Here is a 22388-nt window from a genome sequence, read left to right as displayed (position 1 = left end):
CCGATAATTCCCGCTTGACCGGCGCTCCCCGGTGCGGTCGAATTCACCTCGCAGCACAGCGTTTCCATCCACCGAGGAGCACCCGTGGCCAGCTCAGAGCCCGCCGACACCTTCGACCTGTGGGACCGGGACGGTGACGGGCTCATCTCCGCCGACGACATCCTGGCCGGGATCACCGCGCTGGGCCTGGAGATCGACGCCGAGGCGGTGGAGCGCCTGGTGGCGGCCGCCGACACCGATGGCGACTGGATGGTCTCGCGCGCCGAGTTCGAGGCCGCGCGGCTGGGTCGCGATCCCGAGATCACCGATGCCGACGCGGCTTTCGAGACCTTCGACGTCAATCACAACGAGCTCATCGAGCTCGACGAGCTGGAGTCGCTGCTGCGCACCTGCCCGGGATTGACAGACGAATCGGCCGAAACCCTTTTGACAGCTGCCGATCTCGACGGCGACGGGTTCCTGTCGCGCGCCGAGTTCGCGGCCCTGCTGTCCCGGCTCACCCAGTAGCGAGCCGGATACCGCTGCGGCCGTTCAGATCTCCTGCAGCTTGCGCTTGAGCACCTTGCCGGTTGGGTTGCGCGGCAGTTCGCCCAGGAACACCACCTCGCGCGGCACCTTGTAGCGGGCCAGGTTCGACTTCACGAAGTCCCTGACCTGCTCCTCGGTGAAGGTATGCCCGTCGTGGACGACCACGAAGGCCTTGAGCCGCGCACCGAACTGCTCGTCGGGGACGCCGAGGACGGCGGCCTCGCGCACCGCCGGATGCGTGTAGAGCAGCTCCTCGACCTCTACGGGGAAGACGTTCTCGCCGCCCGAGACGATCATGTCGTCATCGCGGCCGTCGATGAAAAGCCTTCCGGCCCGGTCGAAGTGGCCGACGTCGCCGGAGGACATGAGGCCGCGGATGATCTCCTTGTGGCCGCCGCCGGTGTAGCCCTGGAACTGGATGGAATTGCCGACGAAGATGCGCCCGGTCGCGCCGTTGGGCACCGCGCGGCCCTGCTCGTCGAGGATCTCCACGCGTGCGCCCAGCACCGGCCGGCCCACGCAGCCGGGCTCCTCGGCCAGATCCTCGGGGGTGGCGATGGTGGCATAGGCGACCTCGGTCGACCCGTACAGGTTGTAGACCACCGGACCGAACGCGGCGGTCACCTCCCGGCAGAGCTGCGCGCCCAGCTGCGAACCGGCCACGAAGATGATGCGCAGCGCGGACAGATCGTGCCCGGTCAGCGCGCGACCGCCCAGGTCCATCATGCGATTGAGCATGACCGGCACCACGATCACGGTGGTGGCCTTGTGCTCGGCCATGGAGTCGATGGCGGCCTGCGGGTCGAAGCGGCGGCGGATCACCAGGGTGGAGCCGAAGCCGAGAGTCAGCATGGCGCAGGCGAATCCGAGCGTATGGAACATGGGGGCGCAGCATTCGGTCACCTCGTTCACCCGGAACGGGACCTTGGACAGCAGACCGCCCAGGGACAGCAGCGATTTCGGCTCGGCCCGCGGCGCGCCCTTGGGGGTGCCGGTGGTGCCGCTGGTGAGCAGGATGATCCGCGGCTCCGCGCCGGGTGCGGGCGGGGCATCGGAAGATGCTGTGGCGATGAGGAATTCGATGCTGTCCTCGCGCGGCTCATCGGTCCAGGCCCGGTAACTGCCGCGCCGCGGGTGCACCTCATCGAGCATGTGGGCGTACTCGTCGTCGTAGACGAGCAGGTCGGTGCCCTCACGGGTAGCGACATCACGGATCTGCGGCCCCGCGAAATCGGTGTTCAACAGAATGATCTTCGCGCCGCACTTGGCCGCCGCGAAGATGGCGTCGATGAGCCCCCGATGGTTGCGGGCCAGAATCGCCACCCCCTCACGGGGTTTCAACCCCCGCTCCCGCCAGGCATTGGCCAGCCGATTGGACCGGTCCTCCAGCTCGGCGAAGGTCAACTCCCCCAGCTCATCGATAACCGCAGTCCGCCCGCCATACCGCGCCGCCGACAACCGCAGCCCCGCCGCGAGCGTCCCGTACCGCAGCATCGCCGTAGCCGCCGACACCAACACCGCCGGCGACTCCACCCGGGCCAGCCCCGCCCCCACCGCCAGCCGCGCCGACTCCGCCTCCAGATAAGCCCGCTCCCCCAGCGACCTGATCAACCCGAGCGTCATGACGCGCACCCCGATTCCAACACCCCGGACCTCCTCGTCCGCCCCTGCAATTGCGGGCATCCGCCCTCGAGCTCACCGTACGGAAATCCGCCCCCGACGGGAACCTCTCGGCACGACAAGATTCGGCGCCGACCCCGCCGGGGACGCTCGGCCGCGAAGTCACCGACGAACGGCCGGGCCGGTGCGGACTTTCGACTCTGAAGCACTCCGCGGCCGAGTGGGAGGGTCGGAGACCAGGCAATGACACCGCTGACTAGGAGGCTCCTTGACACTGCAGACTGCGGAAACGCGATCGGTGCTCCGGATTTCGACCGGTCATGACGTTTCGGCCGACACGACAGAGTATTTGCGGGAGAAGGTCGGACGTGCCCTGGAACATCTGCCCGGGCCCCTGGTGTCGGCGCGGGTGCGCCTGACCCGCCACAGTGATCGGATCACCGCCAAACCGGTGATCGCCCAGGCGAATGTGAGCCTATCGGGCCGGACGGTACGGGTGCAGGTGGCGGCGGCGTCGGAACGCGAAGCGGCCGACCTGCTGGAGGCGCGGCTCAAGTCGCGCCTGGAACGACTGGCACGGCACTGGGAGGCGGTGCGCGGCGGACGGCCGACGGACGCGACGCCGGAATGGCGGCACGGCGCCACCCCGAGGGAAAGGCTCCCGTATTTTCCGCGCGCCGCCGAGGAGCGGGAGGTGGTGCGCCGCAAGTCCTTCGCGCTCGCCGCGGAGACCTGCGACGAGGCGGCCTTCGATATGGAACTGCAGGACTACGAGTTCCAGCTTTTCACCGAGGCGGGCAGCGGCATCGACAGCGTGCTGTACCGCCGGGCGCACGGCGCCCTCCGGCTGGCCCAGCTCGCCCCGCTACCCGACGCCGTCACCCGCGGCGCGGCCGAGATCTCGTTCAGCCCGCTGCCGTCCCCCGAACTGGACCTGCCCGGCGCGATCGAACGACTCGAACTGACGCACTGGCCATTCGTCTTCTTCCGTGACCGCGACAGCGGCCGCGGCAGCATCCTCTACCACCGCTACGACGGCCACTACGGCCTGATCACCCCGGCCGCCTGACCCGCCCGCGAACCCGACCCGCCCACGCGCGGGTCGGGTTCCAGCACGCCGCTCCTCGCTGCCGCTAGCGCCGCGCGGCCTGCCCCTCGTCATAGTCCGATGCCGCGAAGGTGCTTGTCTTCCAGCGGAACAGCACCGTCGCGCCCGGCCAGTTGTTGGTGATCCGCCCCGACGCGTTGCGGTACCAGCTCGAGCAGAAGTTCCAGGGCGTGTCCTTCAGCCGCCGCTGCAGCCAGTCGTCCCAGTTCTGCTCCGCATCCGCCTTCGCGGCCAGGAAACGTCCGGGCCGCGCGCCCAGGTACTCGACCACCTGGCGGATGTAGCGGGCTTGGGACTCCAGCATGTAGATGATCGAACCCGAACCCACATTGGTGTTCGGCCCGTACATCATGAACAGGTTGGGGAAGCCGGGCACCGACATGCCGAGGAAGGCTCGCGCGCCCTCCGGAGACCACTCGTCGGCGAGCTTGCGCCCTTGCAGCCCATAGATATTCATGGGTGCGAGAAATTCGGTCCCCTTGAAACCGGTCCCGTAGACGATCACGTCGACGGGATGCTCCACCCCGTCGGCGGTGCGAATTCCCTTGGGCGTCACCGCCTCGATGGCCGTCGTCTCCACGCTCACATTGGCCTGCGCCAGCGCCGGGAAGTACTCGTTGGAGAACAGTCCGCGCTTGCAGCCCGCCGCGTAATCGGGAGTCAGCTTGGCGCGCAACGCATCATCGGGCACCTGCTTCTCACGATGCCGGTCGGCGATGGCGATCACGGGCTCCTTCATGGCCGGAATGTCGGTGAGCGCCAGGGCCAGCACCTCGAAGAAGGACCAGATGGCGAACCGCTCGGCCAGCCGCGTCCCCGGCACGTACTTGAACAGCGTGTGATGCAGCCCGGTGTACTCGGTGTCGAACTTGGGCAGCACCCAGGCCGCCGAGCGCTGGAACAGCGTGAGGTGCTCGACCTGCGGCTGGATTCGCGGAATGTATTGGATCGCACTGGCTCCCGTGCCGATGCAGGCCACCCGCTTGCCGGTGAGGTCCACCGAGTGATCCCATTCGGCCGAGTGGAACGCCGCGCCGGTGAAGGTGTCGATGCCGGGCAGATTGGGCATGGCCGGCCGGGAGAGCTGCCCGACCGCGGGGATGAGCACGTCCGCCACGTGGGTGACGCCGTCGGCGGTCCGCACCTTCCAGATGCCGCCCTGCTCATCGAATTCCGCGTCCACCACCTCGGTGCCGAACTCGATCCGGGCGGGCAGGTCGTACTTCTCGGCGACCGCGCGCATGTACGCGTGGATATCGCGCTGCTCCGAGAATCGGCGCGGCCAATCGGATTTCGGCTCGAACGACCACGAGTACAGCGGTGACGGCACATCGCAGGCCGCGCCCGGATAGGTGTTCTCGCGCCAGACGCCGCCCAGGTCGGCGGCCTTCTCCAGGATGGTGAAGTTGTTCAGGCCGTGGCGCCGCAATTCCAGCGCCATGCCCAGTCCGGCGAACCCGGCACCGATGATCAGAATGGACGGCTCTCGCTGCATATCAGCAACGGTAGGTGGCGTTCCCGCTGGTCCGAAGACATCGCCGGACAGCGAATCGGTATTTTCGGCCACGCGTCGCAAGTTTCCACCGCTTCCGGGCAAGTAAGCGCCCGGTTATCGCGCTCACGGCCCGCTGTCCGGGTCAGTGAGTGCGGTCTGACCTGCGACGCTGCGCTCGACTGGACAGCCCGGCGTCACACTCAATATATTCACGGAAGTCTTTGCTCCAATTTGCTTGTCCTGGTTAGTGATTGGCTATTCTGCGCCGCCGCAGGGGGTGTCGTAGCACGCCGAACGCTGGTCAGGACCGCGATGCCGGACCGTCGCCGTGTTGGGCGGCGGCGGGTCGGCCCCGGGCTGCGGACGGCGAGGGTGGGGTTCGCTGTCCGCAGCCCGATAGTTTTCTCGCAGGTCCGGGGCCCCGACCGCACATGTCCGAATTCGGCTAGGCTCGCCGCAAGTGACTCAGTTCACTCCCCAGTAGGTACATGCAAGGAGCGGTTGGGAAATGTTGAGCACCATGCAGGACGAGCAGTTGTCGCTTGCGACGCTGCTGCGCTATGCCTCCACCTTCCAGGGCGACAGCCATGTCTCCACCTGGACCGGTGACGGCGTCCGCACCCAGACCTATCGCGAGATCGGCCAGGATGCCGCCCGCCTCGCCAATGCCCTGCGTGACCTGGGCATCGGCGTCGGCGACCGGGTCGGCACGTTCATGTGGAACAACAACGAGCACATGGTCGCCTACATCGCGGTGCCCGCGATGGGCGCGGTGCTGCACGCGCTGAACATCCGGCTGTTCCCCGAGCAGCTGGTGTACGTGGCCAACCACGCCGAGGACCAGGTCGTCATCGTGGACGGCACGCTGCTGCCGATGTTCGCCCAGTACCTGCCGAATCTGAAGACGGTGCGCCACGTCATCGTCGCCAACGGCGACGCCGCCGCGCTGACCGCGCCCGAGGGCGTGACCGTGCACTCCTACGCGGAACTGCTTGCCGCCCAGCCCGACACCTATGACTTCCCGGTCATCGACGAGCGTTCGGCCGCGGGCATGTGCTACACCTCCGGCACCACCGGCGACCCCAAGGGCGTCGTGTACTCCCACCGCTCCAACTGGCTGCACGCCATGCAGGTGATCTCCCCCAACGGCATGGGCTTCACCGCCGCGGACAATGTGCTTGCCATCGTGCCGCTGTTCCACGCCAACGCCTGGGGCATCCCGTATGCCGCGCTCATGTCGGGCGCGAATGTGCTCATGCCCGACCGCTTCCTGCAGCCCGCCCCGTTGCTGGAGATGATGGACGCCGTGAAGCCGACCTTCGCCGCGGCCGTGCCGACCATCTGGGGCGGTGTGCTGGCCGCGTTGCAGGCCCAGCCGCAGGACATCTCGTACCTGCGCACCTGTGTCGTGGGTGGCGCGGCGGTGCCGCCGTCGATGATGCGCGCCTTCGAGGAACGCCATCACGTGAAGCTGCTGCACGCCTGGGGCATGACCGAGACCTCCCCGCTGGGCTCGGTCGCGCATCCGCCCGCCGGCGCCGAGGGCGATGAGGCGTGGGCCTACCGCTACACCCAGGGCCGCTTCCCGGCCGGTGTGCAGGCCCGCCTGGTCGGCGACGACGGCACCGTCGTCCCGAACGACGGGGAATCCCTGGGTGAGCTGGAGGTCAAGGGGCCGTGGATCACCGGCTCCTACTACTCGCCCTCCGGGGGCGAGGTCGATCCGGACAAGTTCCACGACGGCTGGCTGCGCACCGGCGATGTCGGCAAGATCAGCCCCAACGGGTATCTCACGCTGGTCGACCGCTCCAAGGACGTCATCAAGTCCGGTGGCGAGTGGATCTCCTCGGTGGATCTGGAGAACGCGGTCATGGGCCATCCGGCCGTGGCCGAGGCCGCCGTCATCGGCATTCCGGACGAGAAGTGGGACGAGCGGCCGTTGGTCGCGATCGTGCTGGCGGCGGGCTCGGAGGCGAAACCCGAAGAGCTGCGCGACTTCCTGGCGCCCAAGTTCGCCAAGTGGCAGCTGCCCGAGCACTGGACCTTCATCGAGGAGGTGCCGAAGACCAGTGTCGGCAAGTTCGACAAGAAGCGGCTGCGCGCCCAGCACGCCGACGGCACCCTGACCGTCATCACCCTGTCCTGATCAGTACGTCCTCGAACCGCGTCGCCCGCTTCCGGGCGGCGCGGTTCGTGCGTTGTCCCGTCAGCCGAGCACTGCGGTCAGGTCGAGGCGGGACAGCCGCTCGCGGTCGGAGAAGATTTCGATGGCGGCGATGTGGTCGCCGACCACCGTGAAGCTCATGATCGAGAACGGTTCGCCGTCAGCGGTATTGACCATTCCCGCGCAGCCGTTGACGACCGCCGGGTAGCCGACGCACCGGGCGGCCATGCGCCGGAACGTCTCGGCCAGGCTCGCCACGGCGGTGGCCCCGCGCACCAGTTGCAGGATGCCGGAATCTGCCCGGAGCACCACGTCCGGATCGAGGATGGTCAGCAGCTCCTCGAAGTCGCCCTCGCGGGCCGCGGCCAGGAAGGCGTCCACCACCCGGCGCTGCCGCGTCCGGTCCGGTTCGGGGGTCGGCACATCGCCCCGCACGCGTCGACGGGCTTGGCTGGCAAGCTTTTTCGCGGTCTGCGGGGTGCGGTCGACGATGGGCGCGATCTGCTCGTAGGGCATGGCGAACATGTCGTGCAGCACGAAGGACAGCCGCTCGGCCGGGCTCAGCGTCTCGAGCACGATGAGCAGGCCCAGCCCGACCGAATCCGCCAGCAGCGCTTCCTGTTCCGGATCCGGGGTGGCGGTGCTCGTGACGATGGGATCGGGCAGGTGCCCCACCTCCAGCGGCTCCTCGGGCCGGATCTTGCGTGTGCGCAGCACATCCAGGCACACGCGGCCGACGACCGTGGTCAGCCAGCCGCCGAGATTGCCGATCTCGCCGGTGGCGGCGCGGGACAACCGTAACCATGCCTCCTGGACCGCATCGTCGGCATCGGTGACCGAACCGAGCATCCGGTAGGCGACCGCACGCAGGTGGGTGCGGTGTTCCTCGAAGCGATCCGCAAGGTACTGATTGTCGTTCACCGGATGCTGAGCTGCCTTCACGCGAATCCTCCTCCATCGATGTGCCCTACATCGATGACGAAGCGCGCGCGGAAAAGGTGACATCCGCCGGTCGCGGGTCACCTTTTCCCGCTGTCGTACGTCAGTGCAGCAGAACACGATCCGAAAGGACTGCACTGTGAACGAGATACAAGGCACCGTCGCCGACGGATTCGAGGAGGTACGTGCGGTCTTCGCGGCCGTGGTGGACGAGGAGGACGGGCAGTCCGGCGCGCAGCTCGCGGCGTATTCGCGTGGGCGGAAGATGGTGGATCTGTGGGCCGGGCCGGAGGTCACCGGTACGACGCTGACCGGGCTGCACTCCTCGACCAAGGGAGCGGCGGGACTGGTGGTGGCGCTGCTGATCCAGGACGAGGTGCTCGATATAGACCGGCCGGTGGCCGAGTACTGGCCGCGGTTCGCGGCGGCGGGCAAGGATCGCATCACGGTGCGGGACGTGCTGGTGCATCGCTCCGGCGTGCTCGGCGCGGACGGCGGATTCACGGTTGCCGATCTGGCCGATGACCAGGTCATCGCGGAACGTCTGGTGGGGCAGCGACCGTTCTTCGCGCCCGGCACCGCGCAGGGCTACGGCGGGTTCGTCACCTACGCCATCATCGGCCAGGTGGTGCGCGCGATCACCGGCAGTTCCATCCAGGACCTGTTCGAGGAGCGCATCCGTGCGCCGTACGACCTGGACGTGTTCCTCGGCCTGCCCGAGGCGCTGGACGATCGGTACCTCCCCATCCTGCCGTGGCGGGCGGATCCGGCGGCCGAAGCCGCCTTCGCGGCGAATTCCCCGGCAGCGCACAGCATCCCGGGCATCGCCTACAACCTGAACGCCCGCGGGTTCACCCCCGCCGATGTCATGGCGCTGCCCAACGATCCGCGGTTGCGGCGGCTCGGACAAGCCTCGGCGGGCGGCGTGGGGAGTGCGCGCGGCCTGGCGGCGATGTACGCGGCGGCGATCTCCGGCCTCGACGGCCGCCCGCCGCTGCTCTCCCTCGACACCATCGCCGTGATCTCCGAGATCCACTCCGGTGGAACAGATCTCGTTCGCAGCGACAACGCGCCCTACGCGCTCGGTTTCGAAGCGAAAGGCCTGATCCACCCCTTCCTCGGCGTCCATGCCTTCGGCCACACCGGCTCCGCGGGCTCCGACGGCTTCGCCGACCCCCACACCGGCCTCACCTACGGCTACACCCGCCGCCGCGCCGCCTTCGCCTTCAACGCCCCCGAAAACGCCCGCCTCGCAGCCGCATTGCACCGCGCCGCCCAGGGCGCGGCCCGCCCGCGAGTGGCTTGAATCCCGCCCCGACCAATTCTCTTCAACCGATGTCAGGAGAACCACAATGACCGTCAACTCGACAATCCGCTCGCGTGGAACGCAATTGGCGAAACTGGCCAAATGGCTCCCCGCCACCGCGGTCGTAGCCGAAACCGCAGTCGGCTCCTACTGGGACCTCGCCCGAATCCCCTACGTCCGAGACGTCTTCGACAAACTCGGCTACCCCGACTACCTGGCCACCATCCTCGGCGCCGCCAAGGTAGCCGCCCTGGCCGCCATCCTCACCCCCGGCCACCCCCGCACCAAGGAATGGGCCTACGCCGGCCTCTTCTTCGTCTACGGCGGCGCCGCAGCCTCCCACCTGGCAGTAGGCGACGGCCCCGACAAATGGGCCGGCCCCTTGGTCTTCGCCGCCTCCACCTTCGCCGCCCGAGCCGCCTTGCCCGCCTGACCCACAACAGAGTTTCTGGGGTGAGGGTCAGGCGGTGCCGAGGGGGTTGAGGACGGCGAAGCGCCAGTCGCCGGTTTCGGTGCGGCGGGCCACATTCGCGGTGGTGCCGGTGGGGGCGATGCGGGTGCCGTCGGGGGTGGTGATCTCCATGGTCCAGTCGGTGAGGAGCAGGGCGGTGTCGCCGGCGTCGAGGATGTGGCGGGGGACGTTGGTGAGGCGGCCCTGTGCGGCGACGGTGGCGGAGATTTCCTCTCGGAGGGCGTCTCGGCCGGAGATGATCCCGCCGGTGGTGGTGCGCATTGTGGCGTCGGGAGTGAAGAGGGAAAGGACGCCTTCGATGTCGCCTGCGTTGAGGGCTGCCTCGAAAAGGGTTGGGAGAGTGGCGGGGTCGGTGATCGTTGTCATGAGATAGATCGTCTCCGCCCTCGGGGTGGTGGGCGAGGTTCAAAAGGGACGCGTCATGGTCAAAAAGGGACCAACCCGGGCCGGTCCACCACCCCGGCAAGCGGCTCCGCGATCCGGGCAGGCATAGATCAAAGCTATGGCAACATAGAAAACAGGTGTCTACCTGGGCCGCCGTCCCGGCCGCAAACTGAGTTCATGATCAGCCAACGCCGCCGCCCCAATTTCCCCGAGTGGCTCGGCTACACCGTCGGCCGCCCCCTCCCCGCCGACCTTCGTGACTGGGTCCGCCACGACCTGACCGGAAAGCACGCCTACGCAAGACATCTCACCCGAGGCATGATCCCCTTCCTCCCCATCTTCGCCGTGTTCCTCCTGGCCTTCCCCGGCCCCCTCTGGATCCGGGCCGCCATGACCCTCCTAGCCCTGATCCTCGCCCTCTTCTACTGCGCCGCCTACATGGCCCCCAACCGAGCCCACCGCCTCGCCCAACACAACCTCCCCGCCACCCTCGACGCCCCCGGCGTCCTCCACCCCACCCCCACCGAACGCGCCCGCTACCTCGCCAACCACCCCCACTGACCACCCCGAAATCAATGGATGCGGCCCTCCCCCCACCCACCAGGTAGACTCCCCGACGACCAGGCCGACCCCAAGTCATCCGCCTGTTCAGCCCTCGTAGCTCAGGGGATAGAGCACCGCTCTCCTAAAGCGGGTGTCGCAGGTTCGAATCCTGCCGAGGGCGCTCCTCGGACCGCCGTTCGCCCAGGTCAGGCAGTGGTTCCTATTCGCGAGCCAATATACGCAGCCGAGAAACCCCCGGTCGCGTGTCGCAGGTTCGCATCCTGCGCGGGCTGCTGTCGGCTAACACCCCAGCTCAGAGCACTCTGTCGACATCGTCGGCCACGAGCGTTGACGCACAGCTGAATCGGCAGTCGGACCGGGTGCGTCCGGACTCGGTGGGGCGGCGACCGTCGGGTGCGGCGGTGCCGCTATCGCGTCATGATGACACCGGCGGGCCGAGAGGCGTTGCCGGTGGTGATGGGTGGCAGGGCCAGTCGGAAGATCTTCTTCCACACCGATCCGATTTGCGCGCTCAGCGGACCGGTGTTGTACGGCAGGCCGTAGTTCTCGCACAGGTCACGCACCTCGGGGGCGATCTCCTGGTATCGGTTGGCCGGTAGATCGGGGAACAGGTGATGCTCGATCTGATGCGAGAGGTTGCCCGACAGGATGTGGAACAGCTTGCTGCCGGTGATGTTCGAGGATCCGAGCATTTGCCGCACGTACCATTCGCCCGGGGTCTCGTCGGCGGTCTGCTCCTCGGTGAACGTCTGTACCCCGGCGGGGAAGTGGCCGCAGAAGATGATCGTGTAGGCCCAGATGTTGCGGACGATATTGGCGGTGGCATTGCCGGCCAGGGTGGGCACGAACAGCGGACCGGTCAGCAGCGGGAAGGTCACGTAGTCCTTGAGCACCTGCCGGCCGGCCTTGCGCCATTGGGCCGAGATCAGCCGCCGGAGGTCGGACCAGTTGCGCTTGCCCCGCACAATGTTCTCAACCTCGAGATCGTGCAGCATCACGCCCCACTCCACCAACAGCATCAGAGCGGCCGCGTACACCGGGTTGCCCAGGTAATAGGGATTCCACCGCTGGCTTTCGTCGATGCGCAGGAAGCCGTAGCCCAGGTCGCGGTCGCGCCCGCGGATATTGGTGTAGGTGTGATGGATGTAGTTGTGCGAGTGCTTCCACTGGTCGGCCGGGCAGACCAGATCCCATTCGAACACTTGCGAATTCAGGGTCGGCTCGTGCATCCAGTCCCACTGGCCGTGCATGACGTTGTGGCCGATCTCCATGTTGTCCAGAATCTTGGACAGGCTCAGGGCGGTCACACCCGCCAGCCAGAACGGCGGCAGCAAGCCCAGATACATCAGGCCGCGGCCGGCCACCTCGAGACCGCGCTGCGCCTTGATGATCGAATAGATGTACTCGCGGTCGTGCCGGCCCAGATCGGCGGTGATCCGGGCGCGCAGTGCGTCGAGCCGGCGGCCGATCTCCTCGACCTCCTGCGGACTCAGTACCACCGGGCCTGATTCGGGTGCAGTGAGTGTGGACATGGCGGCTCCCCTGTGTCGGGTTTCGATGTCGACATCGCCGGCCGCGGCGTTGATGCACAGCTGAATCGGCAGATCGGATGCGTGTGGAACGCCTCGGCACGTGGGTGCCGGCGGACCCGAAGCGCTCAATCGGGAAGGGTGGGAAGACTCTATTATATTCCCGTATTCCCTTGGTGTTCAACCTGTTTCGTGACAAATCGTGACCGTGTGGGGGCGGGTCAGGATCGTCGTTCGAATCGGTCGCGCCAGCTCGGGTAGGTGCGGATATGCCTCGAGCCGCCGGCGTTCTCGTCGATGTCGCGGCTCATCGCGGTGTCTTCGGGTCGCTGGCCGCGCAGACCGGGCGGGAGGTGGGGTCCGCGGCGGTTGAGCGCCATCACGGCGATCGCGCCGACGAGGATTCCCGCCGCGAAGGCGAGGAAAGTGATCATCGAGGCTCCTGGTTGGGATTCCCGGTCGGAGTTCCGGGGACCGTGGCATCGGTGGTGCCGGTGTGGGTGTAGCGGGTGGGTGTGTCCGGTGCCCCCGAGCCGGAAGCCGCGAGTTCGCGGCGCGACGCTACGAGCTCGGCCCGGGTGGCCGCGCCCCGGCGGGCGGTGCGGCGAGCGCCGCCCAGCAGGATGGCCAGCCCAGCCAACCCTGCGGCGCCGACGACGATGCCGTACAGGAACAGCAACCCGGTCGATCCGGTGACGTGATATCCGAAGACGGCGAAGTTGTCGGTCAGTGCGTGGGCGTTGCCGCCGTTGGCCAGGACACCGGCCAGCCCGATGAGCACGGAGGCGACCAGGATGACGAGTCCGACGATGACGATCATGGCGATCCTCCAAGCCTTGCCTTGGACCGTTGTCTGTTCAGTACACGCCCAGCGAGGCGTCGGTGTCAACAATGTAGAGCTACAATGGAAGTCTACGGCTTGACCGGTGACATGCCGGTTTGGGCGAGCGGCTTACGAGGGAGTATGAGAGTGACGATCACAACGCGATACGAGCGGCGCGTGGCCCGCGTCCGAGACGTCGTACGGGAGCATTCCGAGCTCGACGACGGCGCCGCGACCGAACTGGCGGTGCGGGTGCTACAGGCGCTCGACACGATTCCCGAGCAGATCCGCTGACTAGACGACCGAGTGTGTCAACCACGTTATTCTACGATGTAGACACCAACGGCGGAAACGGCCTACGCTGGCGTGTGACTCTCACTTTCGTGAGGAGGAGTCATGAATGTAATCGGTGTCGCGATCGCCGTCGCGGTGGTGGCCGTGGTTCTGTTGGCGCTGTCGATTCGGGTGGTGACACAGTACGAGAGGGGTGTGCTGTTCCGGCTCGGACGCGTGATCGCGGTCCGGGAGCCCGGGTTGAATTTCATCATCCCGGTCGTCGATCACCTGCGGCGAGTGTCGATGCGCATCGTCACCATGCCGATCCAGTCGCAGGGCATCATCACCCGAGACAATGTCAGCGTAGACATCTCCGCCGTCGCCTACTTCCGGGTCGTCGATGCCGAGAAGTCGGTCGTCGCGATCGAGAACGTTTATGCGGCAATCGATCAGATCGCCCAGACCACCCTGCGCAAGGTGGTCGGGCAGCACACGCTCGATCAGGCGCTGGCCGATACCGACACCATCAACGTCGATATCCGCAAGATCCTCGACACCACCACCCTCGAGTGGGGAGTCGAGGTGACGCTGGTGGAGCTCAAGGACATCCAGTTGCCCGACAGTATGAAACGCGCGATGGCCCGCCAAGCCGAGGCCGAGCGCGAGAAGCGAGCGAAAATCATTGCCGCCGAGGGTGAATCGCTGGCAGCCGCGGCGCTCGGCGATGCCTCGGACACCATGATGGCGCACCCGCTGGCACTGCAGCTGCGTAATCTGCAGACCCTGATCGAGCTGGGTGTGGACAAGAACACCACCGTGGTCTTCCCGGCGCCGCTGATGAGTGCGATCGGCGAAATCAGCGCCTTCCTGGCTCGCGAAACCGCCGCCGCGGCACCGCATGCCGTCAACATGTCGAAAGCAGGCAGTCGCTCATGATCATCTTCGAAGATGTCCTCCGCAAGTGGTGGCACGACCAATCCGTCGGACGCCTGGGTCCGCCCGGCCTCGAGCCCCGCTTGCGGTTGGCGCCGCGGGGCGAGGACGTCGGCTATATCGACGGCGTCTGGTGGCCCCGATCCGATGATCTCGCGGCGGAATTGCCGAATTTGCTGATGGTGCTGGCACGTCGGCTGGGACCGGCGCGACGAGTGGTCTACGACCGCACCAGCTGGTCACGGGCCCGTGGTCGGCTGGTCCTCGGCGAGCGAACGATACAGCTCGACGCCTACTCGTTCGAACTGGGCAACATCCTCTACGTCTTCGGCCGGGGCGGCGGCATGATCGTCTTGCGCGTCATCGGCTCGACCACCGATCAGGGCACCGCCCGCGCGATCCTGTCGGGCTCGGAGGCCTGAGGTGTTCGCCCTCCTTATAGGAATGCCCTACATGGGTCCGGCTTCCGATCGGACCCAGCCCTTCCCGGCGCCGACCCGCACGCCACGGCTGCTACTGCGGGAGCGCCGGTCCAGGGCCGGTGATGTCGACGGCGCGTGGTGGCCGCGGACCGCCAACCTCACCGCCGAACTGCACGATCTGATCACCGCCATCACGCCGCGCACCGGGCCGATAGCCCGCATCGGATTCGATTGGAATGCCAAGAGCCTGTCTCAACGCCGCATCGATCACGCCGACGGTGTCGAGTTGTTCGGACCCGGCCTCGACCAGCCACCGGCCGTCATGCGGCTGATCGGAACCGACGGCGGACTGCTGATCCTGCTCGTCGTCCCGTTCGACACCCCTCCCCCACTCGCCGACGACCAGATGCGGCGAGCGGCGCATCCCCGGAGATAGCCGCGCTGGTGAGCGCAATGCCGCCGACCCCGAGCCGGCGCGCGCACCCGCGGCGAATAGCGCGAGTCGCGCCGCACTGTCAACGCCGTCTGTCTACGATCGACGTGATTCGGATGGTCCGAAGGGAAACGGAGGATCCTCCGCATGGTCGAACGTGGCACGGGTGGCAGGAACGCGCGATCCGCGAATCGGCGGGCCGATACCGGCAATGGCCCGGTCACCAGGGCGGTTGTGCTGGCCGCCGCGCTCGAGCTGGTGGATCGCGAGGGCGTGGACGGGTTGTCGATGCGGCGGCTGGCCGAGGCCGTCGGCCGCGATCCGATGGTGATCTACCGGCATGTGGCGAACAAGGCCGCGGTCCTCGACGGTATCGCCGAGATCGTGTTCGCGCAGCTGTCCGTGGATGCCACCGACAGCGATTGGGTCGGCCAGTTGCGTTCCGTCGCAAGGGATTTCCGCCGGTTGGCGCTGGCGCACCCGCGGGTGGTGCCGCTGCTGGTGACCCGCCCGCTGTCGACGCCCCTGGGCCTGCGCCCGCCGGCGGTGGTGCGGCCGCTGGAGGCCATCCTCGAATTGCTCACCCGCGCGGGGTTTTCCGGTGCGGACGCGTTGCACGTCTACCGCGCCCTGTTCGGATTCCTCTACGGGCATGTGCTCAACGAGTTGCAGGAGATCGTGGAGCGCCCCGAGGAGACCGACGAGGTGCTGCGCCTGGGGCTGTACCGGCTCCCGCTCGACGAGTTTCCGCTGGTGCGTGAGCTCGCGCCGATTCTGGCCGCCTACGACGGCGCGGCCGAACTCGAACGCGGTCTCGATATCCTGCTGACCGGTCTCACCGCGACGCTGCCCGCTCCCGGGCACTGACCGCTCCGCCCTCGGAGTCCCAACGCTGTTGCGCGGCAACCATATCGGTGTCGTCGATCGGAGTGATGAGGCGGAGGGTGAGCCGGGCGCCGACCTCGACGCCGTGAACCTCGAGGATGCGGGCGGGCATGTGCCGGTAGCCGTCGAGCCGCACCTGCCGTCCGCCGACATCGAGTTTCCTCGGTGTGGAGCTCCATTCGTCGAGGTGGTAGACCACCCGCTGGATCGAGCCCAGCACTGGTACGAGCATCGCGAGCAGTGCCGGAAGCTCCGCGGCGAGGTCACGGCCGTGCGGCCACCAGAATCCATCGACGGGTCCGGTGGCGGCGGCGTTCAGCTCGAGTCGAAGCCGGTGTGGCGGGGACATCTGGTTCGCGGTGGTGCTGTGCAGTGGCGATGTCATGATCGATGCTTCTTTCGGGGGTTTGTGGCGGTCGCGGGAATGGTGAGGGAGAGGCCGCCGAGCAGCATGTCGAGGCCGCGCTCCAGTTCGATCGCGCCGTCGTAGGCGGCCAGGTCCGAGGCGAGGCCACGCAGCAGCGGGAACTCGCCGATCGGGAGACGGTACAAGCCCAGGCGCAGGACGTCGTCGGACTCCTCGGGGTGTTCGACGAGTTCCTGGAGTTCGGTGAGGATGTGACCATGCAGGAAGCCGAACAGCGCACGATAGATGTGCAACGCGTCTGGGCTGCTGAAATCCGCTCGGGTGAGCAGGTCGAGGATGCGTTCCAGCGGCCGCAGGGTCCCCAGCGGGCGCAGTGCCAGCGGGGTGGCCAGGGGCAGGGTGACCAGCAGCGGCACCGTGTGCGGGTGGGCGACGGCGAGACTGCGGTAATCGCGTGCGACACTGCGTAATTGGTGACGCCAATCGGCGTCGGCAGGATCGACGGTCAGTTGCGCGAGCACGAGTTCGGCCACCCCGTCGAGCAGCGCCGCCTTGTTCGCGGCGTGCCGGTAGAGGGTCATCGGATCGCGGCCGAGCGCACGGCCGAGGCGGCGCATCGAGAGCTGGTCCACGCTGTCGCGATCGATAATCTCGAGTGCTGCGGTCAGCATCGTAGCCCGGGTCAAGGGCGCGCTGCGCGGCCGATTCGCGGCGCGGTTCGGGGTACCGGCGGGCCCGGCTCGGATCCGGTTCATTCCGGTCATCTGCCTCTCGATGGGAGAACTTCACTACAACGTAAGTCTACGCCGTAGACATCGAACGTAGTCGTCATCTAAGCTGGGAGAATGGCGATTACGCAGATCGCGGTCTACGCGCATTTGAGTGCGGAGGACGTCGAGGCGCTGGGATGTGAACTCGACGCGATCCGTCGTGACATCGACCAGCGGCTCGGCGCCCGGGACGCGGCCTACATTCGCCGGACGATCGCCTTCCAACGCATCCTCGATCTGACCTCACGCCTCGTCATCGCCTGCAGCAGAACGAAACTCGGTGTCGCACTGGGCGCGGTGGCGCTGGCGGGCGCGAAGAGCATCGAGAACATGGAGATCGGCCACAATGTCTGCCACGGCCAATGGGACTGGATGAACGATCCGGAAATCCATTCCAGTACTTGGGAATGGGATATGGCCGGGGTGTCGTCGCAGTGGCGTTATTCGCACAACTACCGCCATCACGTGTTCACCAATGTGCTGGGCATCGACGACGATATCGGCTTCGGCGTCATGCGGGTGACACGTGATCAGCCGTGGCGGCCGCGACTGCTGCTGCAACCGCTGCAAAACCTGTTCCTGGCAGTGACTTTCGAGTGGGGGATCGCGCTGCACGGCCTGTACTCCGAACAGGAGCGTGCCGCGACCGCCGCCGAGAAGTCCACGCACACCAGGGCATTGCTGCGTAAGGTCGCCCGCCAGACCGGCAAGGACTATCTACTCCTCCCGGCCCTGAGCGGCCGCCGCTGGCGCCGCACCCTCGCCGCGAACGCGGCCGCCAACGCGCTGCGCAACCTGTGGGCGTACGTGGTGATCTTCTGCGGCCATTTCCCCGACGGCGCGGAGAAATTCACGCCCGCCGCGATCGAGCACGAGTCCAAACCGGAATGGTATCTGCGGCAGATGCTCGGCACCGCGAACTTCGACGCCGGTCCGGTGCTGGCCTTCCTCAGCGGCCACCTGTCCCACCAGATCGAACACCACCTGTTCCCCGATCTGCCGAGCAACCGCTACCCGGAGATCGCCGAACGCGTCCGCGCCCTCTGCGACAAATACGATCTGCCCTACAACACCGGCCCGCTGCCCCGGCAATACCTGCTCACCCTGCGCACGATCGGCAAACTCGCGCTCCCCGACGATTTGCTGATCGCGACCTCCGACGATGCCCCCGAGACATCGTCGGAAGACAAGTTCGGCCCGCACCCGCGGACCGCGGTCGATTCGCCTGCTGGCCGTCACGGCCTGCGCACCGCACTCGCGGAACGGGATCGCCGACATTCGGGCGGTCGACGTGACCGCCGGGGCGGTCGCCACCGGCGGTGAAGCCCTGCGGTGTGTGCGGTCAGGATCAGGCGCCGCGGTTCGCCCGAGCGCGTGCGAGACGGTGTCGGCCTCGTCGACCACCGTCCATTCGGGATCGGCGGCGAGCAGGCCGAACAGCCCGCGGCGTACCAGCTCGTGCACATCGGCCGGGAAGACCTTGATCATGCGCCGATCCCCGGTGCCCGGTGGCGGGATTTCGTCACTTCACAGTGTTCTCCGGCGCCCGCGGCCGAGCTGTCGGACCGGGCTGCGGTTTGCCGGAGGCCCAGCGCATTTGGGCCGCGGCCGCGTCCGGGTGGGTGTCCGCGGGGATGACCAGCACGTCGAGGCGTGCGCCGTTGCTTCCGAACAGGTACATGATGCCGGCCCTGCTCGTCGTGGCGACGGCTGCGGTGCCACGGCGCGTGAAACGATCGGGATCAGTTGTTCGCCAATCGAATCCAACGCGAACCATGGAACCGAGCCGGGCGGCGACGGCCGCGAACAACTCGTGCAGTTCGGCGGCGGGTTGCTTGGACCTCGGCCACCAGGCACCATCGACGGGCCCCGTAGGGGCGGCCGGGTCCCGCAGGGAGAGGCGGAGCGGGCGTGGGCCGGTGCGCCGCGGTCCGTACACGGTCGTCCAGGGAAGTGTCATGAACTGGATCTCCTGTGCCCGACACGGCAGGCTTCGGCGTGGACGGACGGCTCTCCGTGATTCGGTCGGCCGCCGTCGCGGTGGCGCGACAACATGACCTGATCGAACGGGCTGACCATGAATTATCTTGCATCCGTGTGCCATTGATGCGCCGGTCAAGGGATGGGCGTGGAGCGGATGACCAGCGGGCCGGAGCGCCCCGCCGCCGACATCGGCCACTCGCCGGTGATCGAGAGCATGACGTTCTTGGCGGATCTGACGTCGAACTCGACGGCCGCGAACAGCTCGCGAACCTCTTCTCTGGCCGAATATTGTTGCGGCAGTGTCGATTCAGCGTCATCGAGGATGCCGCGAAGCAGGTCCAGCCGCTGCAGCGCGTCGGTCAGGGCGCGCACCAGATCGTCGCCGAGTACCAGGAAAGCGCTCACGCCGACGTCGTCATCGGTCACGTCGGCGGGCGTCGCGGCAAAGCGCCCGGAGTGGATGGTCACAGCGCTCAGCCCTGGCCCGGGCCGGAGCGATCAGGTGAACCGTGCTGGAGCAGCGTCATGGTGGGCGCTCCCGTCTGACCGTGTGCGGTCTGATTCTCGGCGATGACGCTGCCGGGTCGGCGCGCGAGCGATCACCGTGCCAATGACACTACACCCCCGCCGGTTACGGGGCTCGCGCTCAGCGGATCGCGATGGATCGACCGAGGTCGTCCATGGGCAGTGGGCCGTCGATGGTGGCGTGCACGGACAGGCTGTTCATGCTGATGTCGCCGCCGTGGTTGGCGAGGAAGGCGATATCGGAGGCGTCGCGGCCGGTGGCGATCCGCAGGAGGGCCGCGCGCGGGGCGAGGCAGGTAGGGTCGAACGCCTGCCACCCGCCATCCACGTAAGCCTCGGCGACGGAATGGAAATCCATCGGCATGCAGCCCGGGGCGTAGACGGCCGCTACCCGCGCGGGCACTCCGACGGCCCGCGCCAGCGCGACGACGAGGTGGGTGAAGTCGCGGCACACCCCCGCACCGGACAGCAGTGTCTCCACAGCCCCGTCGATGGGGTCGCTGGAGCCCGCGAGGTAGCAGATCCTGCTGCCGACCCACGTGGAGATCCGCGCGGGCATACCGAGATCGCCTATCCCGCAGCCGAATTCGGTTGCGGCGAAACCGAGAAGTTTGTCGGACTCGGCGAACCGGCTGGGCCGCTGGTACATCGAGAGGTCATAGTCCGAGACCGGCTCGGCCGTCGCCGATCCCAGGGCCGTGGCGCGATAGCACACTCGAAGGCTACCCGCGGGGGAACTCACCTGGTGAATACGAGTGCCATGCGCTCCGCGGACTTCGCGTGGCTGGAGACCGCCGCCGTCGAGAATGAAGTCCATCGACTCGGTCAGGTCGATTCCGGGCTGGTGGGCGACCGCGATCTGGAATTCGAGCACCGTGTCGGCGTGGACCGTGATGTCGAGAGTCGCGGAAACATCTCGCTTCACGAAGTCGAAGCGATCCATCGTTGCCGGCCAGGTCAGTTGGGTGATGTCGGGTGCCCGGCCCACCGGCGGGCCGTGGTGGTTCGCCGCCTCCGCTCTCGACGCCTGCGGATACCGGTCTGCAGGAGATCCACGGCGGTAGAGGTGTTGTTCGTGGTGGCCGCGGACGCCGGGGGTTTCAACAGGACCCGTGGCGTGGGTTCACCGTGGCGGAGTCCAGGATCGACGCCGGCGCGCGACGGGTGACGGGCGCGAGTGAGCTGCGGCGTCATTGGTGACGCTCCTGTCTCGGCCGAGACCGGCCGGGTTTCTCGAGAATCGTGTGACGAGGCGGTCTGGTTGCGACCGGATTCGAGAGGCCACCGATAGTGCAACGATACGCCTGATCGAATCGGCGGCGCACCCGCTCGAGCGGTGCGGGTCGCGTGCGCGGGCCGGTGGTTCGTGGTGAACTGAAAGTATCTGCCGCACAACAACTCGACTGATTCGGAGCGATCCGATGCGCGAAGGTTTTCTCCTTTCCGGCATCGTCGTCGTGCGCCCGGCGCGAGTCCGTGTCGACTCGCGGGCAAGCCTGATCACCCCGTATCTGATGCGGTTGACGGGTACGTATCGGTGCCCGCCGGGCCTGCCCGCACGTCTGTTCGTCGCAGGTATGCCGTTGTCCGCCAAAGGAATACACGATTACCGGTCCGCGATTCGCGAGGGGGTCGCGGGCGGCGAGGTCCAGCAGATCGATTCCGACGGGCGTGCGCACTCGTTCACCATCGATCTGGGGTGTGCGGCCGCTGCCGAGACGGGTGAGCCGACGAACTACTGCCCGGGCGCGCCGGTGTTGGTGGTGGCCAAACTCTACTTCGACGAACTCGCCGATCGTCTGGACTGGTGGCACTTGCTCGCGGAACATCCGCTCACCCCCCGATCCACCCGTCGACGACTCTGCCCCGACACGGTGCTCGCATCCGCGGTCGAGTTCGTCTTCCTCGGCTGAATCCGGTTGCCGTGACGAGTAATCCGCCACGAAGGCAGCTGCCGATCGGCGTGGCGCATTCCGATCGCGCGCCGGAGGTCTACCGGTAGCGCTTCGGGTCGGTGAGCAGGGTATCGAGGGCGATGGTGCGGTCGACGACGGCGCGGGCGAGGTCGGACAGGTGGCGGTTGCGGTTGCGGGCGTGGCGACGCAGGATCTGGAACGCGGTGTCCATGTCGAGGTCGGCGCGTTCGGCGAGCATGCCTTTGGCTTGTTCGATGATGACGCGGCTGTTGAGGGCGGTATTGAGCTGTTCGTTGACGGTCAGCGTGTCGGCGAGGATGCGGGCGTGCAGGATGCCGACGGTGGCGAAGTCGGCCAGTGCCTGCCCGACACGCAGGTCTTCGGCGCGGAGGACGTTGGTGGAGCGGGTGAAGAGATTGAGTGCTCCGATGCGTTCGTCGCGCAGTCGCAGCGGTAGCGCGCAGACCCCGTGGAAGCCGTTGGCCACGGCGCTTTCGGAGAACAACGGCCAGTCGGCGGCGACTGCGGCCAGGTCGCCGATCAGGACCTGCTCGCCGGTGCGATAGGCCTGTAGGCAGGGTCCGGCCTCGGATTGGATCTGCAGCAACTCCAACAGCCGGAGTTGCTCGGAGGTGGAGGCGAGCACCTGCAGGGTGCCGTCGGAGTCGGCCAGCAGCAGTCCGGCGGCGTCGGCGGGAAGTAGATCGACACACGTGTCCACGAGCTCTTGTGTCAGCTCGACCGGGTCGTAGTCGACGACCAAGGTGTCCACCAATCGCATGAGCGCCGTTGTCAGTGCACCATCGTTCTGCGCCATCCTCGGACCGCCTTTTCTGTAGGTAATTCTATTGAGTCGCACTGGCCGCCTCAACGTTCCGACGTCGGCTGCGGTGTCGGTCCGGGTTCCGGGTCGCGGCCTTGTCCGTCGGGCTCGGGCCGGAACCGC

At 67.3% G+C, this 22388-nt stretch carries 26 protein-coding genes and 1 tRNA gene; 14 read left to right on the top strand and 13 right to left on the bottom strand.

All coding sequences use genetic code 11. From position 1 onward, the window contains the following. Positions 1–84 precede the first annotated feature (84 nt). Positions 85–507 carry an EF-hand domain-containing protein gene (locus ON43_RS04460; protein WP_040803820.1) on the top strand — a complete coding sequence of 141 codons (423 nt, stop codon included), beginning with the start codon at positions 85–87 and terminating at the stop codon, positions 505–507. Positions 508–531: 24 nt separating this feature from the next. Here ON43_RS04460 and ON43_RS04455 read toward each other — a convergent pair whose 3' ends face one another. After that, positions 532–2151 carry an acyl-CoA synthetase gene (locus ON43_RS04455; RefSeq protein WP_040803819.1) on the bottom strand — a complete coding sequence of 540 codons (1620 nt, stop codon included), beginning with the start codon at positions 2149–2151 and terminating at the stop codon, positions 532–534. 265 nt (positions 2152–2416) lie between these two features. On the opposite strand from ON43_RS04455, the gene ON43_RS04450 reads away from it, so the two are divergent. After that, positions 2417–3217: a sigma 54 modulation/S30EA ribosomal C-terminal domain-containing protein gene (locus tag ON43_RS04450; RefSeq protein ID WP_245568465.1), complete on the top strand. Its 801-nt coding sequence runs from the start codon at positions 2417–2419 to the stop codon at positions 3215–3217. A 64-nt stretch (positions 3218–3281) separates the two neighbouring features. Here the strand turns inward: ON43_RS04450 and ON43_RS04445 are convergent, their stop codons facing one another. After that, positions 3282–4751: a flavin-containing monooxygenase gene (locus ON43_RS04445; RefSeq protein WP_040803818.1), complete on the bottom strand. Its 1470-nt coding sequence runs from the start codon at positions 4749–4751 to the stop codon at positions 3282–3284. 508 nt (positions 4752–5259) lie between these two features. On the opposite strand from ON43_RS04445, the gene ON43_RS04440 reads away from it, so the two are divergent. Continuing rightward, complete coding sequence (locus ON43_RS04440; RefSeq protein WP_040803817.1) at positions 5260–6897, top strand: long-chain fatty acid--CoA ligase; 1638 nt, start codon at positions 5260–5262, stop codon at positions 6895–6897. A 60-nt stretch (positions 6898–6957) separates the two neighbouring features. On the opposite strand, the gene ON43_RS04435 is transcribed toward ON43_RS04440, so the two are convergent. Continuing rightward, positions 6958–7836 (bottom strand): sigma-70 family RNA polymerase sigma factor, encoded by an 879-nt coding sequence (locus ON43_RS04435; protein ID WP_040803839.1) that lies wholly within the window; start codon positions 7834–7836, stop codon positions 6958–6960. A 157-nt stretch (positions 7837–7993) separates the two neighbouring features. Between ON43_RS04435 and ON43_RS04430 the strand changes: the two genes are divergently transcribed. Then, positions 7994–9160 (top strand): EstA family serine hydrolase, encoded by a 1167-nt coding sequence (locus ON43_RS04430; RefSeq protein ID WP_040803815.1) that lies wholly within the window; start codon positions 7994–7996, stop codon positions 9158–9160. A 46-nt stretch (positions 9161–9206) separates the two neighbouring features. After that, positions 9207–9593 (top strand): DoxX family protein, encoded by a 387-nt coding sequence (locus ON43_RS04425; protein WP_051177887.1) that lies wholly within the window; start codon positions 9207–9209, stop codon positions 9591–9593. Positions 9594–9620: 27 nt separating this feature from the next. On the opposite strand, the gene ON43_RS04420 is transcribed toward ON43_RS04425, so the two are convergent. Next, complete coding sequence (locus ON43_RS04420) at positions 9621–9998, bottom strand: YybH family protein (RefSeq protein ID WP_040803813.1); 378 nt, start codon at positions 9996–9998, stop codon at positions 9621–9623. 195 nt (positions 9999–10193) lie between these two features. On the opposite strand from ON43_RS04420, the gene ON43_RS04415 reads away from it, so the two are divergent. Both ON43_RS04415 and ON43_RS04410 read left to right on the top strand, forming a co-directional pair. After that, on the top strand, positions 10194–10577 hold the full coding sequence (locus ON43_RS04415) for a DUF5313 family protein (protein WP_040803811.1): 384 nt from the start codon (positions 10194–10196) through the stop codon (positions 10575–10577). 90 nt (positions 10578–10667) lie between these two features. Further along, positions 10668–10740 (top strand) — tRNA-Arg (locus ON43_RS04410). Between the two features lie 247 nt (positions 10741–10987). Here the strand turns inward: ON43_RS04410 and ON43_RS04405 are convergent. The 3 genes from ON43_RS04405 to ON43_RS45720 form a co-directional block, all read right to left on the bottom strand. Then, positions 10988–12112 carry a fatty acid desaturase family protein gene (locus ON43_RS04405; RefSeq protein WP_051177885.1) on the bottom strand — a complete coding sequence of 375 codons (1125 nt, stop codon included), beginning with the start codon at positions 12110–12112 and terminating at the stop codon, positions 10988–10990. Between the two features lie 218 nt (positions 12113–12330). After that, a complete protein-coding gene (locus ON43_RS04400) occupies positions 12331–12543 on the bottom strand; it encodes a hypothetical protein (protein WP_040803809.1) in 213 nt (70 codons plus the stop codon). Next, positions 12540–12929: a hypothetical protein gene (locus ON43_RS45720; RefSeq protein ID WP_174416447.1), complete on the bottom strand. Its 390-nt coding sequence runs from the start codon at positions 12927–12929 to the stop codon at positions 12540–12542. Before ON43_RS45720 ends, ON43_RS04400 begins: the two co-directional genes overlap by 4 nt. 150 nt (positions 12930–13079) lie before the next feature. On the opposite strand from ON43_RS45720, the gene ON43_RS45470 reads away from it, so the two are divergent. The 5 genes from ON43_RS45470 (at position 13080) to ON43_RS04370 (ending at position 15863) form a co-directional block, all read left to right on the top strand. After that, the gene (locus ON43_RS45470) at positions 13080–13226 is read left to right on the top strand and encodes a DUF6307 family protein (RefSeq protein WP_167333409.1); all 147 of its coding nucleotides are present in this window, start codon (positions 13080–13082) and stop codon (positions 13224–13226) included. Between the two features lie 102 nt (positions 13227–13328). Continuing rightward, a complete protein-coding gene (locus ON43_RS04385; RefSeq protein WP_051177884.1) occupies positions 13329–14144 on the top strand; it encodes a slipin family protein in 816 nt (271 codons plus the stop codon). Continuing rightward, positions 14141–14563, top strand: coding sequence for a DUF5994 family protein (locus ON43_RS04380; RefSeq protein ID WP_051177883.1), 423 nt, complete (start codon positions 14141–14143; stop codon positions 14561–14563). Before ON43_RS04385 ends, ON43_RS04380 begins: the two co-directional genes overlap by 4 nt. A 31-nt stretch (positions 14564–14594) precedes the next feature. Then, complete coding sequence (locus ON43_RS04375; protein WP_245568464.1) at positions 14595–14999, top strand: DUF5994 family protein; 405 nt, start codon at positions 14595–14597, stop codon at positions 14997–14999. 144 nt (positions 15000–15143) lie between these two features. Beyond that, positions 15144–15863, top strand: a complete 720-nt coding sequence (locus ON43_RS04370) for a TetR/AcrR family transcriptional regulator C-terminal domain-containing protein (protein WP_040803806.1) — start codon at positions 15144–15146, stop codon at positions 15861–15863. Here the strand turns inward: ON43_RS04370 and ON43_RS04365 are convergent. Together ON43_RS04365 and ON43_RS04360 are read right to left on the bottom strand one after the other, a co-directional pair. Further along, entirely contained in the window at positions 15832–16266 is a 435-nt protein-coding gene (locus ON43_RS04365; protein ID WP_051177881.1) for a DUF5994 family protein, read from the bottom strand. The two genes, ON43_RS04370 and ON43_RS04365, sit on opposite strands and share 32 nt — an antisense overlap. Further along, positions 16263–16919: a TetR/AcrR family transcriptional regulator gene (locus tag ON43_RS04360; RefSeq protein WP_245568463.1), complete on the bottom strand. Its 657-nt coding sequence runs from the start codon at positions 16917–16919 to the stop codon at positions 16263–16265. The genes ON43_RS04365 and ON43_RS04360 overlap by 4 nt, the downstream gene beginning before the upstream one ends. A 174-nt stretch (positions 16920–17093) precedes the next feature. Between ON43_RS04360 and ON43_RS04355 the strand changes: the two genes are divergently transcribed. Then, positions 17094–18341: a fatty acid desaturase family protein gene (locus ON43_RS04355; protein ID WP_040803805.1), complete on the top strand. Its 1248-nt coding sequence runs from the start codon at positions 17094–17096 to the stop codon at positions 18339–18341. A gap of 199 nt (positions 18342–18540) precedes the next feature. On the opposite strand, the gene ON43_RS42120 is transcribed toward ON43_RS04355, so the two are convergent. From ON43_RS42120 to ON43_RS04340, 3 genes are all read right to left on the bottom strand, one after another. After that, positions 18541–18978: a DUF5994 family protein gene (locus tag ON43_RS42120; RefSeq protein WP_051177880.1), complete on the bottom strand. Its 438-nt coding sequence runs from the start codon at positions 18976–18978 to the stop codon at positions 18541–18543. A 155-nt stretch (positions 18979–19133) separates the two neighbouring features. Further along, a complete protein-coding gene (locus tag ON43_RS04345; RefSeq protein ID WP_040803803.1) occupies positions 19134–19469 on the bottom strand; it encodes a hypothetical protein in 336 nt (111 codons plus the stop codon). Positions 19470–19647: 178 nt separating this feature from the next. Then, a complete protein-coding gene (locus ON43_RS04340) occupies positions 19648–20451 on the bottom strand; it encodes a transglutaminase-like domain-containing protein (RefSeq protein WP_174416446.1) in 804 nt (267 codons plus the stop codon). Positions 20452–20947: 496 nt separating this feature from the next. Between ON43_RS04340 and ON43_RS04335 the strand changes: the two genes are divergently transcribed. Beyond that, complete coding sequence (locus ON43_RS04335) at positions 20948–21439, top strand: hypothetical protein (protein WP_040803801.1); 492 nt, start codon at positions 20948–20950, stop codon at positions 21437–21439. A gap of 79 nt (positions 21440–21518) precedes the next feature. On the opposite strand, the gene ON43_RS04330 is transcribed toward ON43_RS04335, so the two are convergent. Further along, positions 21519–22259: a GAF and ANTAR domain-containing protein gene (locus tag ON43_RS04330; protein ID WP_040803799.1), complete on the bottom strand. Its 741-nt coding sequence runs from the start codon at positions 22257–22259 to the stop codon at positions 21519–21521. Positions 22260–22388 lie beyond the last annotated feature (129 nt).

This window comes from Nocardia concava NBRC 100430 (assembly GCF_000308815.1).
Lineage (GTDB): Bacteria > Actinomycetota > Actinomycetes > Mycobacteriales > Mycobacteriaceae > Nocardia > Nocardia concava.
This window is presented reverse-complemented; position numbering and strand designations above follow the sequence as displayed.